Source organism: Rhizobium sp. ERR 942 (assembly GCF_007828395.1).
GTDB lineage: Bacteria > Pseudomonadota > Alphaproteobacteria > Rhizobiales > Rhizobiaceae > Rhizobium > Rhizobium dioscoreae.
In genome coordinates this window covers 821289-833919 of record NZ_VIUA01000003.1, presented here as the reverse complement: position 1 = coordinate 833919, position 12631 = coordinate 821289, and the positions used below count along the sequence as shown (strand labels likewise).

At 59.1% G+C, this 12631-nt stretch carries 9 protein-coding genes; 1 reads left to right on the top strand and 8 read right to left on the bottom strand.

The window, feature by feature from the left end; genetic code table 11:
* Positions 1-146: 146 nt before the first annotated feature.
* Positions 147-2252 (top strand): ATP-dependent DNA helicase RecG, encoded by a 2106-nt coding sequence (gene recG, locus FBZ97_RS16705; RefSeq protein ID WP_145320103.1) that lies wholly within the window; start codon positions 147-149, stop codon positions 2250-2252.
* A 44-nt stretch (positions 2253-2296) separates the two neighbouring features.
* Here recG and FBZ97_RS16700 read toward each other — a convergent pair whose 3' ends face one another.
* The 8 genes from FBZ97_RS16700 to ytfR all read right to left on the bottom strand — a co-directional run bounded on the left by FBZ97_RS16700 (position 2297) and on the right by ytfR (position 12578).
* A complete protein-coding gene (locus FBZ97_RS16700) occupies positions 2297-3784 on the bottom strand; it encodes an esterase-like activity of phytase family protein (protein ID WP_246661785.1) in 1488 nt (495 codons plus the stop codon).
* A 234-nt stretch (positions 3785-4018) separates the two neighbouring features.
* Positions 4019-4720, bottom strand: coding sequence for a DUF502 domain-containing protein (locus FBZ97_RS16695; RefSeq protein WP_145320107.1), 702 nt, complete (start codon positions 4718-4720; stop codon positions 4019-4021).
* A gap of 177 nt (positions 4721-4897) precedes the next feature.
* Entirely contained in the window at positions 4898-6724 is a 1827-nt protein-coding gene (gene glmS, locus FBZ97_RS16690) for a glutamine--fructose-6-phosphate transaminase (isomerizing) (protein ID WP_145320109.1), read from the bottom strand.
* Positions 6725-6837: 113 nt separating this feature from the next.
* Positions 6838-8199, bottom strand: a complete 1362-nt coding sequence (glmU, locus tag FBZ97_RS16685; RefSeq protein ID WP_145320111.1) for a bifunctional UDP-N-acetylglucosamine diphosphorylase/glucosamine-1-phosphate N-acetyltransferase GlmU — start codon at positions 8197-8199, stop codon at positions 6838-6840.
* A 102-nt stretch (positions 8200-8301) separates the two neighbouring features.
* Positions 8302-9048 carry a FadR/GntR family transcriptional regulator gene (locus tag FBZ97_RS16680; protein ID WP_069612144.1) on the bottom strand — a complete coding sequence of 249 codons (747 nt, stop codon included), beginning with the start codon at positions 9046-9048 and terminating at the stop codon, positions 8302-8304.
* A 16-nt stretch (positions 9049-9064) separates the two neighbouring features.
* Positions 9065-10033, bottom strand: coding sequence for a galactofuranose ABC transporter, permease protein YjfF (yjfF, locus tag FBZ97_RS16675; protein ID WP_113333756.1), 969 nt, complete (start codon positions 10031-10033; stop codon positions 9065-9067).
* Positions 10030-11058 (bottom strand): ABC transporter permease, encoded by a 1029-nt coding sequence (locus tag FBZ97_RS16670; RefSeq protein ID WP_113333755.1) that lies wholly within the window; start codon positions 11056-11058, stop codon positions 10030-10032. Before FBZ97_RS16670 ends, yjfF begins: the two co-directional genes overlap by 4 nt.
* Complete coding sequence (gene ytfR / locus FBZ97_RS16665; RefSeq protein WP_113333799.1) at positions 11055-12578, bottom strand: galactofuranose ABC transporter, ATP-binding protein YtfR; 1524 nt, start codon at positions 12576-12578, stop codon at positions 11055-11057. Before ytfR ends, FBZ97_RS16670 begins: the two co-directional genes overlap by 4 nt.
* Positions 12579-12631 lie beyond the last annotated feature (53 nt).

Here is a 12631-nt window from a genome sequence, read left to right as displayed (position 1 = left end):
CTATAAAACCAGCGCTCACAGGTGGGAACCGGTTTTTAAGAAAAAAGCACTTGCGATGCAATTTTCCGGGGAGTGTCGGGCTCAAAGGGATCGAGTTTTCCGCTGCCCCTTGCCAAATGCGCCCTGCCCGTCGCATTTTGCCGGCCATGCGTCCCGCTATCCTCGACCCGCTGTTTGCCTCCATCTCTTCGCTGCCCGGCGTCGGGCCGAAGGTATCCAAGCTGCTGGTAAAGCTGCTCGACCGCGAAACGATCGACGATTGTCGGGTCATCGACCTCATTTTCCACGCGCCGCATTCGATCATCGACCGACGCGAGCAGCCCGGTATCGCGAGGGCGCCGCAGGGCGCCATCGTCACCATTACCGGCCGTGTCGACCGTCATCAGCCGCCGCCGAATGCGCGTAGCAACGTTCCCTATCGCGTCTATCTGCACGACGAGACCGGAGAATTGGCGCTGGTCTTCTTCCGGGGCAAGGCACAATGGCTCGAAAAGCAGCTGCCGATCGATGAAACCGTCACCGTCAGCGGCAAGGTCGACTGGTTCAACGGCCGCCCGTCCATGGTGCATCCGGATTACATCATGCGCGAGAGTGAAGCGGAAAACCTGCCGCTGGTCGAACCGGTCTATCCGCTAACCGCCGGCCTCACGCCGAAGTTCCTGCGCAAGACCATCGAGGCGGCGCTGCCGCGCATTCCGCAGTTGCCTGAGTGGGATGATATAGCCCTTACTCAAAAGCAGGGCTTTCCCTCGATCTCCGATAGCTTCCACATGCTGCATGCGCCGAGAGATGCGGCCGATATCGATCCGCAATCTCCCGCGCGCCGCCGGCTTGCCTATGATGAATTCCTGGCGGGGCAATTGTCGCTCTCTCTCGTGCGCCAAAGGCTGCGCAAGGTTGTGGGACAACCGGTGCATGCAACTGGAGAAATCAGCCGCAAAATACTGGAATCCCTGCCCTTCTCGATGACGAACAGCCAGCGTGATGCGGTTGCCGATATTCTGAAGGATATGGCCGGCACCGAGCGCATGCTTCGGCTGCTGCAAGGCGATGTCGGTGCGGGAAAGACGCTAGTGGCACTGATGGCGATTGCCGCCGTGATCGAAAGCGGCGGCCAGGCCGTGTTGATGGCACCGACCGAAATCCTGGCGCGTCAGCATCATGCAACGATTTCAAAATTCGCAGCGAGTGCAAACCTTTCCGTCGAAGTTCTCACAGGCCGCACAAAGGGACGCGAGCGGGATGCGATCCTCGAGCGCATTGCTTCCGGGGAAGCACAGATCATCATCGGCACGCATGCTCTCTTCCAGGACAGCGTCGCCTATACCAACCTCATGCTGGCTGTGGTCGACGAGCAGCACCGCTTCGGCGTTCACCAACGCCTGCGCCTGACCGCGAAGGGCATCTCGCCGCATATGCTCGTGATGACCGCGACGCCCATACCGCGAACGCTTGTGCTCGCCGCCTTCGGCGATATGGACGTTTCGAAGCTCACCGAGAAGCCGGCGGGACGCAAGCCGATCCAAACGATCACCATTCCGAATGAACGAACCGGCGATATCGTCGCGCGCCTGAGAAGCGCGCTATCTGAGGGTAAAAAAGCCTATTGGATATGCCCACTTGTGGAAGAATCTGAAGAATCCGATTTAATGTCGGTCGAAGAGCGTTACGAGACGCTGACGAGAGCGCTCGGGCCTGGCATTGGCCTCATCCATGGCCGGATGAGCGGCCCGGAAAAAGACGCCGTGATGATGGCCTTCAAGAATGGCGAGATCCGCCTGCTTGTGGCCACGACCGTCGTCGAAGTGGGTGTCGACGTGCCGGACGCGACCATCATGGTCATCGAACATGCCGAGCGCTTTGGCCTAGCGCAGCTTCACCAATTGCGCGGACGTGTCGGTCGCGGTGCCGAAGCCTCGACCTGTATCCTGCTCTACAAAGGCCCCCTTGGTGAAACTGGGCATGCGCGGCTGTCGATCATGCGCGAGACGGAAGACGGCTTCCGCATTGCCGAGGAGGATTTGAAGCTGCGCGGCGAAGGCGAGCTTCTCGGCACGCGCCAGTCCGGAACACCAGGCTTCCGCATCGCCAGCCTGGAAGCCCATGCCGATCTTCTGGAAATTGCCCGCAAGGATGCCGCCTATCTCATTGAGCGCGATCCGGAGCTCACCAGCGAGCGTGGCAGTGCGGTACGCACCCTGCTCTATCTCTTCCGTCGCGACGAGGCGATCCGGTTCCTGCGAGCGGGGTGAGCGGATGGACGCGTTAGCCGCGTCCATCCCTGTCTCTCACGACATTACTTTGCGGCGAGGCCGGGAATGGTGACCTGGAACACCTGGAACATGGTGTCGACATCGGCACCGCTTTCATCCTTGTAGGCGGCTCCGACCTGGAAACCGTCCTGGGTGATGAAGTCGTTATCATTGGCAACGAACAGGAAGTAGTCGTCGGGCAGCTTCGGATCCTGAACGCTGACGATCGACATGGCCTCCCACTTTTCCGAGAGGTTGTTACGGTCGTTCGGCGCGCCATTGTGCAGACCGAAGCGCGCAAGATCGGCGCTGTCGTTGATGTCGATGAACTGGCTGACGACAGCCGGCTTGACGGAGGGATCAAGAACGCCCTTTGGCGCGACAGCCGTGTCGCCGTCGAACTTGCCGCCGGCAATATCGGTGGCAGCGGACACATCGACGGCAACGATGCTACGATAGAGCGACTTATCGCCCTTCTGGCCATAACCATTGTTGCTGTCGCGCGCCAGCATCAGGAAGCTTGTCGGTGAGAGTGCCACGATTTCGCTTTGCGCGGCGACGGCCGTCTTGCCCTTTTCATTGGTAAAGACAGGCAAAGGCACGACATATTCGTGCACCAGTTTCAGATGGTCGAGATCGGCGGCATCATAGACCAGGGCGCGTGTATTCTGCCTGGTAGAGCTGGAATCGCCACCGTCCTGGCGGGTCGCGGACTGAAGCACGACGATCAGGAACTTGCCGTCCGGCGTCAGGGACATCCCCTCGAAGCCCTGATTATTTTGGCGACCGCTGGTCGGATCCTTCGGATCGGGCGCGGCTTCACCGGGACCGGGATTGTTCGAGGAGAAATTCACGGCGCCGTTGCGCATCGGCAGAAACGCCGCCGGCGGCGCCGTGGCCGAGATCATGCGCCCGTCTGCCGAGAAGCGATAGATGTAGGGACCGTATTCGTCACTGATGAACATCGAACCGTCGGGCAGCCGAGCAATAGCTTCGTTATCGAGCGAGATCTTGCCGCTCGGTGCCTGCGGCAAAAGCGGCATACCGCTTTCTGCCTGGCGAACGCCGTTGGCGGGGTCGAGGCCGGTGGTTTCGTTGCCCTTGTTGTCTTTCAAAAGCAGAGTATCCGCGAGCTTGGCCTCGACGCCCGACTGTTCCTGGCCGGCCGGCGGCGTCGCCCCGGGAGCAACCGGCGTCAGCTTGATATCGATGATGTTGAGACGTCCGCGATAATCGGTGGTGCCGGCGACATTATAGCCGCGGTCCGGCAGCAGCCAGAGCGAACCCTTATAGGTGCCGTCGGCATTGCGAACCCAGCTCTTGGTGTCGATCGACATGCCCGAACCGGAGCCGAAGGTTTCGCCGAACTTGTCGCGCAGATTGGCGGGGATACGACCGACGGCGACACGTCCCTTGTTGACGAGCGTCACGCCCTGGACTGCGATGGAATTATCAGCAAGCGCCGCGACCGGTGCAGAAAAAACAAATATGGCCAGCGCGGCCGACAACAGCGGCAAGCTCTTCGAATGCATATATTTCAAGACAATATCCTCCAGTGAAAATACGTATGGAGACAATGAGATCCATCTCCGACCCGCTCTCAAGCTGCGTCGAAGAACAACAGCCGGGGTCGAAACTCCGAATGTTTGATGAGATGCATCCGATTGCCTGTCCCGTAGGACGATCTAAGGCGTCAATATGATAGAGACATGACAGTTCGCGCGATACGCGAGGCCAGGCAACCTACGACAGGAACGGGAGCGTTTCTAAGTCAGCGATTTTATCTGAACGGGCCTGGGCAGCCCCTTTGCCGCGACGAGCTCTTCCTTGTATTCGGGCGATACAAGTCCGCCCGAGATCAGCAGTTTGGCGCCATCCTCCGGGCTCATGTCGAGCACCGTGATCTTTTCGCGTGGCACGAAAACCAGAAAGCCGGCCGTGGGCACAGGTGTCGGCGGCAGGAAGACCGCCACCATGTCCTGCCCCATGGCATTGAATTTCGAGGCGATCTCCCCTTTGGCATCGGTCGATATGAAAACCATCGACCAGAGGCCCGGGCTTGGATATTCGATCAGCCCGACCTTCTTGAAGGATGTGCCCTGCTCTTTCAGCACAGTCTCGAAGATCTGCTTGACGCTCTTATATATGGTCCGCACCAGCGGCACGCGGTTGACGATCGACTCCCCGAAGCGGACGATGCTCTGGCCAATCAGGTTCTTGGCGAGGAAACCAACGATCGTGATGAAGATCATCGCGATCACCAGGCCGGTCCCCGGAACGGCGAAGTTCAGATAGCTTTCGGGATCATAGCGCGCGGGAATATAGGGGCGAACCCAGCTATCGGCCCAATGAACGACGGACCAGGTCAGCCAGAGCGTGATGGCGATCGGTGCGCAGATAATCAGGCCGGCCAGGAAATTGTTTCTGATCCGCGTCGTCACGGACATCTTGATGAGTTTTTCAGTCATTCGCCGCTCGAAAACTCCGTTCCGCCGCCTACTGCTACCCGGCAAATCCTCCCCACCATCTCAGTATGGGAATCGTGCCAGAAATCTGCGCGGCATACAACCCGCCAGCCGCGTCCGCGAGCCGAACAAACGTCCGGCTCACGATGACGTGACGGCAAATGCGGGACGGAAGTTGTCCTATTCCACGGTGACCGATTTGGCGAGATTGCGCGGCTGATCGACGTCCGTGCCCATGAAGACAGCCGTATGATAGGCAAGCAATTGAATCGGCAGCGAGAATATGATCGGTGCGATGATCTCGTCGACGACGGGCAAGGTGATGGTCGCCATGGTCGGCAATGTCGAGGCTGCCGCACCAAGCTCATCCGTGATGAAGATGATTCGGCCGCCGCGTGCTGCCACTTCCTGCATGTTGGAAACGGTCTTGTCAAAGAAGCGGTCATGCGGAGCAATGACGATGACGGGCATATTCTCGTCGATCAGCGCGATCGGCCCGTGCTTCAATTCGCCGGCCGCATAGCCCTCTGCGTGGATGTAGGAAATCTCCTTAAGTTTCAGCGCGCCTTCCATGGCGAGCGGGAAGCTCGTGCCGCGACCAAGATAGAGCACATCCTTGAACTTCGAGATTTCGCGCGACAGGCTTTCCATCTGCGGCTGGATGATATTCAGCACATTCGCCATGATACGCGGCATCTCGACGAGATGGCGCACCATCCCTTCCTCATCCTTGGCACTGACAGTACCGCGAGAAACGCCTGCTCCGATCGCGAGCGATGCGAGAACCGCAAGCTGGCAGGTGAAAGCCTTCGTCGAGGCGACGCCGATCTCGGGACCAGCCAGGATCGGAAACACCGCGTCGGATTCACGCGCGATGGTCGATTCCCTGACGTTGACCACGGCTCCGATCTTCAGGCCGTTGTCCCGGCAGTAGCGCAGCGAAGCCAAGGTATCCGCGGTTTCGCCGGATTGGGATATGAACAGCGCCGCCTGCGACGGCGACAACGGCATTTCGCGATAGCGGAATTCGGAGGCCACATCGATTTCGACCGGAAGACGCGCATAGCGCTCGAACCAGTATTTGCCGATCAGGCCGGCAAGATAGGCGGTGCCGCAAGCCGAAATCGCAAGGCCGGACACGCCGCCGAAATCTATGGCCGAGACATCCGGGCGCACGCGATGGCTGGCGAAATCGACATAGTGGCTGAGCGCATGGGAAATGACTTCCGGCTGCTCGTAGATTTCCTTTTCCATGAAGTGGCGATGATTGCCCTTATCGACGACATAGGCGGTCGCCTGGGAAATCTGCCGTGGCCTCGTCACCTCATTGCCGTTGAAATCGAGAATGGTTGCGCCGACATGGGTGACAATCGCGCAGTCGCCATCGACCAGATAGGTGATCTCATTGGTGAAAGGTGCAAGTGCGATGGCATCCGAGCCGAGGAACATCTCGCCCTTGCCGTAGCCGACCGCAAGTGGCGGGCCAGAACGCGCCGCCATCAGCGTGCCGGGATCGTTTTGAAACATCACGGCCAATGCGTAGGCGCCCGTCACACGGTTCAGCATTTTCAGCATGGCCGAACGTGCGTCCAGGCCTTCGCGAACGTATTTCGCCAATAGATGAGCGACAACTTCCGTATCCGTTTGCGAGGCAAATTCCTGGCCTTCGGCCTTCAATTCTTCGCGCAGCTCGGAGAAGTTCTCGATAATGCCGTTGTGGACGACAGCAACACCTTCGACGAAATGCGGATGGGCATTGGTTTCATTCGGAACGCCGTGGGTTGCCCAACGCGTATGTGCAATGCCGGTCGTGCCGGGCAAAGGATCCGACTCGAGGCGCTTTTCCAGATTGAACAGCTTTCCCTCCGCGCGGCGGCGATCCATCACGCCGTCGTGGATCGTCGCAACTCCCGCCGAATCATAGCCGCGGTACTCCAGCCGCCGCAGCGCGTCCACCAAGCGCTCCGCCACAGGCTTCGTTCCGACGATCCCCACAATACCGCACATACAGCTCTCCGTCTGGCCTCAGATATGAGGGCAAGTCCTAATCATTCCTGCGATTTTCTCAATTGCCGTCACGGTCACTTTCGATTTCTGACCGTTACGTCGACACGCGAGTTTTAGTGGCCGCCCTTCTTCGCTGCCTTGATGGCAAGAGCTCGCTCGCGGATTGCCTTGGCTCGCTCTGGCTTTACTTCCTGGCGAGCCCGGCCAAAAGCCAGCGCGTCGGCCGGAACATCATCGGTGATGACACTGCCGGAAGCAATATATGCGCCGTCGCCGATGCGGATGGGCGCGACCAGCGATGAGTTGGAACCGACGAAAGCATTGGCGCCAATATGCGTCTCATGTTTGTTGACCCCATCATAGTTGCAGGTAATCGTGCCAGCGCCGATATTGCTGCCGCCGCCGATCGTCGCATCGCCGATGTAGGTCAGGTGATTGACCTTGGCACCCTCGCCGATCTTGCCGTTCTTGACCTCGCAGAAATTGCCGACCTTGGCACCGCCGGCGAGATCCGCGCCCGGACGCAGCCGCGCAAAGGGGCCAACCGTCGCGCCGGCGCTGACATGGGCGCCCTCAATATGCGAGAAGGCATGGATGACCGCGCCCCCCTCGATCACCGCACCGGGACCGAAAACGACATTTGGTTCGATCAACGCATCCTGGCCGATCACGGTGTCATAGGCGAGGAACACGGTTTCTGGCGCCACCATGGTCACGCCCGACAGCATAAGCTCCTGCCGGCGCCGCTCCTGCCAGAGGCGCTCGATGAAGGCGAGCTCGGCCCGGTTGTTGCAGCCAGTCATTTCGACCTCGGGCGCATCGACCGCAACGGCGCGGCCGCCCAGCGAGCGGGCGATCTCGACGAGATCGGTGAGATAATATTCGCCCTTGGCATTGTTGTTGCCGATGCGGTCGAGAAGCTCCAGCGCCTTGCGGCCATTGATCGCCATCAGCCCGCTATTGCACCACTTTATCGCCAGTTCGGCATCGGTGGCGTCCTTGGCTTCTCGAATGGCGATCAGTTCGCCTTCCTTGACCAGCAAGCGGCCATAGACGTTGGGATGCTCCGTATGAAAGCCGATGACGACGATGTCATTGCCATCGGCCAGTCCCTGGCGGGCCGCACGAAGCGGCACATCGGTCAGCAGAGGGACGTCTCCATAGGCAACGATAATATCATCATATCCGCGGGCAATCGCCTCGCGCGCCGCCAACACGGCATGGCCCGTGCCGAGCCGCTCCTTCTGCAGATAGGATTCGACGGCAATATCGCCGATCGATGCTGCCGCGCTGACCTCATCCGCATCGCGCCCGACCACCAGAGCCGCCGCTGAAATCCCGGTCCTGGCGATCGCCTCCATGACATGGGCGATCATCGGACGCCCGGCAATCGGGTGCAGGACCTTCGACATCGACGACTTCATGCGGGTACTGTCGCCGGCGGCGAGGATGATGGCGAGGCAGCTGCGTTCCATTTCAAGCTCCGAGATATACGGTCAAGCGCCGCCCGGGGGCCGGGCGACTCCCCTCATATCAACAAGTCGAGCGATGAACCACGGCGAAATTGAAGGCGACCTTCAGGCTTCGGCAAGAGCCTCGAAAGCTTCGAGAACATGCTGACGCCCATCGATGATCACAAATTCCATCGCCTTATGGGCCGAAAGTCCGTCACGCGCCGCTATCGCGTCCACTATGGCCATATGCGTATCCGCAATATTGGCGAAGCCATTGGTTGAAGGCGGTGCGCTCATGCGGAACATGCCGACGAGTGCGGCTTCGATAAGTCCGCCCAGCGATCGCATGAATGGGTTCTGCGAAGCCTCCGTAATTGCCAAGTGGAAATGCAGATCGGCGACCGCGAGGCTATCGGAGGTATGATGCGGCGCTGCCATGGCAGCGGCAAGACTGCGGAGCAGTTCGATGTCCTCTCGACTGGCCCTTTCCGCCACGAGGCTTGCGGCAAAAGGCTCGAATGCCATGCGTATATCGTAAAGATGGAGAAGGAACTCCTTGTTGACGCCGCTTTCGAAATGCCAGTTGAGCACCTCGTTGTCGAACATGTTCCAATGGATCTTCTCGGTGACGCGCGTGCCGACGCGCGCACGCGGCACCACAAGCCCCTTTGCGGCTAAAGTCTTCATACTCTCACGCAGGACCGTGCGCGATACCTTGAACCGTTGCAGAAGCTCGCTGTCGCCAGGAAGAATGCTTCCGATCGGAAACGCGCCGGAGACGATCGCCTTGCCCAGCTCATCGACCACCTGAGCGTGGCTCGTGCGCGATTTTCCCTCTGATTTTCCGGTCTCAAGCAATCGGTCGCGCAAGCGCTCTGTCCCTCCCTCAGGCATATCGTCGATTCAAGCGGGAAAGCAGCAGGAGACCCTTCTGCATCAGAATAAAGGCAAACAGCAACAAGCCGATCAATATCTTCGTCCACCAGCTGGAAAGCGTTCCATCGAAGGTGATGTAGGTCTGAATCAAGCCCTGTATGAGAATTCCGATGAGTGTTCCTCCGACGAACCCCGCTCCTCCCGTCAGCAGTGTTCCGCCTATAACCACGGCAGCGATCGCATCGAGTTCGACGCCGACCGTGGCAAGCGAATATCCCGCTGAGGTATAAATGGAAAAAACGATTCCGGATAGACCGGCAAGAAAGCCGGACAGAGCGTAGATCTGGATCGTCGTTCTTCCCACGGGCACGCCCATCAGTTCCGCGGTCTGCGCACCCCCACCCAGCGCGTAGACATTGGCACCAAAACGGGTGCGATGCGCCAGCACAATGCCGCCGGCAAAGACGAGCAGCATGAGACCGCCGATCAAAGTCAGCCGGCCGCCGCCGGGCATCAGCCAATAGAGATCATTGAGCTGAGAGTAGAAATCATGCTCTATCGGAATGCTGTCGATCGACAGCACGAAGGCAATGCCCCGCGCCAGGAACATGCCGGCCAGCGTCACGATGAAGGGCGGCATGCTGAGATAGTGGATGATGGCGCCCATGCCGGCGCCAAAAATTGTCGTGATCACAAGGACCAGAGCGAAAGCGATCAGGGGATGGATCGTGGTATCGCGAAGGACGATCGCCAGGAACACGCCGGTAAAGGCAATGACCGATCCGATGGACAGATCAATTCCGCCGGAGATGATGACGAATGTCATGCCGACAGCTGCGATACCGAGAAAGGCATTATCGGTCAAAAGGTTGCCGATCACGCGCGTCGACAGCATGTTGGGATACTGTGTCACGCAGCCGGCATAAGCCAGAATGAAAATGACGATGGTCGCAAGCAGCGGGAGATATTTCGAATTCACTTTGCCTGCTCCTTTTGCACCATTTGCCCCTCGCCGCGCCGGCGCCAGAAGAATGCGGTTGCGGACTGCATGGCGGGGGATTGGATGACCAGAATGACGATGACGATGATCGCCTTGATCACCAGATTGAACTCCGGCGGAAAGCCGGAGAGCAGGATGCCTGTATTGACCGATTGAATGATCATCGCGCCGATCAGCGAACCGACGATGCTGAAACGGCCACCAAGCAGCGAATTGCCACCAACCACGACCGCAAGGATCGCGTCCAGCTCAAGCCACAGACCGGCATTGTTGGCGTCCGCACCCTTGATATCGGCCGTGACGATGATGCCGGCGATGGAGGCACAAAGGCCGCTCAATGCGTAAACCGCAATCAGCAGGACCGGGGTCCGGATACCGGACAAGGTGCTTGCCCGGCGATTGATGCCAATGGCTTCGACCAGCATTCCGAGAGCTGTGCGCCGCACCAGAGCGATCACCAGAAGCGCAGCGACAAGCCAGATCACGACAGGCATCGGCAGGGCGGCGAAGGAGCCGCTGCCAAGGAAGATCAGCCCGTCATTGTTGAAGGTGAGGATCGCCCCCTCAGTGATCAATTGCGCAATGCCTCGGCCGGCCACCATCAGCACCAGCGTCGCGATGATGGGCTGGATATCGAGTACGGCGACGAGGAATCCGTTCCAGAGGCCACATGCCAGACCGATGCCGATCGTCAAGAGCAGCGTATAGGAAAGCGAGTAGCCGGCAACAATCGAAGAAGCCGCGACAGCACCGCAAATCGCGATGACCGCCCCGACGGACAGATCGATCCCTTTCGTGGCGATGACCAGCGTCATGCCGATGGCGAGCAGCGCTACCGGCGCACCGCGATTAAGTACGTCTACCAAGCTCCCGTAGAGTCTTCCGTTCTGAACTTCCAGATGAAAGAAATGCGGGAACATGATGAAATTCAACAGAAGAATAACCGCGAGTGCAATGAACTGAGGCATCAGTCGAAGCAAGGAGGTTTTGATTGACGAGCTCATGCGTCCTCCCGCGTCTTTTGAGCCGTGGCGATAGCCTCGACGATATTTCCGGCCGTTATCTCACTGCCGGTCAACTCAGCAATATGTTCGCGGTCGCGCAGGACGATGACTCGCGAACTATAGGCGACAAGCTCCTCGAGTTCGGATGAAATGACCACCAGGGACATTCCCTGCCGGCAAAGATCCTCGATCAATCGGATGATTTCCGCATGGGCACCGACATCGATGCCGCGCGTCGGTTCATCCAGGATGAGGAAGCTCGGATTGGTTGCCAGCCAGCGGGCAAGTATGGCTTTCTGCTGGTTACCGCCTGAAAGGAGCCTGATCGGCTTTTCCCGGTCGGTCGTGCGGATATCCAACGCCTTAATATAGCGATCGGCGATGGCGTTCTGCTCGCTGCGCGGCAAGGGCCTTGCCCAGCCTCGCCTTGCCTGCAGCGCCATGACGATATTTTCGCGAATGGAGAGATCACCGATGATCCCATCAGTCTTGCGATCTTCCGGGCAAAAGCCGAAGCCGCTCTTGATCGCCGCACGTGGACTGGAGAGCGCAATGGTCTTGCCTTCGATCTTCGCCTCGCCGCTGTCGGCGCGCTCGACGCCGAAGAGCACTTCGGCAGTTTCTGTGCGCCCTGAGCCGAGCAGGCCCGCAATGCCCACAACTTCGCCGACGCGCACCTCCATGTCGAACGGCTTGATCTTGCCGCGCTTGCCGAAATTCGTGAAGTGATATTTGACCGGGCCGCTTTCCGTCTCGCTCTGCTTGATCGTGCTTTCAGTCTCGGCGAGTTCGCGGCCAAGCATCATGGCGATCAGGGTCTGCCGCGGAAGACCGTCCGCCTCGCGGGTGCCGACCAGCCGGCCGTTGCGGAGAACGGTGATGCGATCGCAGATTTCGTAAACCTGCTCCAGGAAATGCGTAATGAACACAATTCCCAGTCCGCGCTGTTTCAATCGCCTGACAATACCGAACAGCATCTCTACTTCATGCGTATCCAGGCTCGCAGTGGGCTCATCGAGAATGAGGACCTTGCCGGACAGGTCGACGGCGCGGGCGATGGCGATCACCTGCTGAATGGCGACTGAAAAGCGATCGAGCTGGCGGCCGACGTCGATATCCAAGCCATATTGCGACAGCAGATCTCTCGCCATCTGGTTCATGACGCGGCTGGTGACCATACCGAACCGCCGCGGCTGACGACCCAGAAACAGATTTTCCGCCACGCTCAGATTGGGCAGCAGGTTCACTTCCTGGTAGACCGTTCCAATACCAAGCTTCTGCGCGGCAAGCGTGTCATGCGGATCGATCTCGGCTCCATCGAGAACCAGAGTACCGGCATCGCGGCGATAGGCCCCGGTCATGCATTTGATCAGGGTCGATTTTCCAGCACCGTTCTCGCCGAGAAGCGCATGAACCTCGCCGCGCATCAATGTGAAATCGACATGATCGAGAGCGGTCGAACCGGGGAAATATTTACAAAAACCTGTCGCCGTCAGAAGTCGCTCTACGTCGTGAGCCATGAAGCGCGAATTTCCTTGGAATGAATCAAATTGCGAAAGCGATAGCCGGCGCA

Excerpts from the sequence above, each read along its gene's own strand:
- recG (WP_145320103.1), top strand. The coding sequence starts at position 147 with ATGCGTCCCGCTATCCTCGACCCGCTGTTTGCCTCCATCTCTTCGCTG.
- FBZ97_RS16700 (WP_246661785.1), bottom strand. The coding sequence starts at position 3,784 with ATGCATTCGAAGAGCTTGCCGCTGTTGTCGGCCGCGCTGGCCATATTT.
- FBZ97_RS16695 (WP_145320107.1), bottom strand. The coding sequence starts at position 4,720 with ATGACTGAAAAACTCATCAAGATGTCCGTGACGACGCGGATCAGAAAC.
- glmS (WP_145320109.1), bottom strand. The coding sequence starts at position 6,724 with ATGTGCGGTATTGTGGGGATCGTCGGAACGAAGCCTGTGGCGGAGCGC.
- glmU (WP_145320111.1), bottom strand. The coding sequence starts at position 8,199 with ATGGAACGCAGCTGCCTCGCCATCATCCTCGCCGCCGGCGACAGTACC.
- FBZ97_RS16670 (WP_113333755.1), bottom strand. The coding sequence starts at position 11,058 with ATGAGCTCGTCAATCAAAACCTCCTTGCTTCGACTGATGCCTCAGTTC.
- ytfR (WP_113333799.1), bottom strand. The coding sequence starts at position 12,578 with ATGGCTCACGACGTAGAGCGACTTCTGACGGCGACAGGTTTTTGTAAA.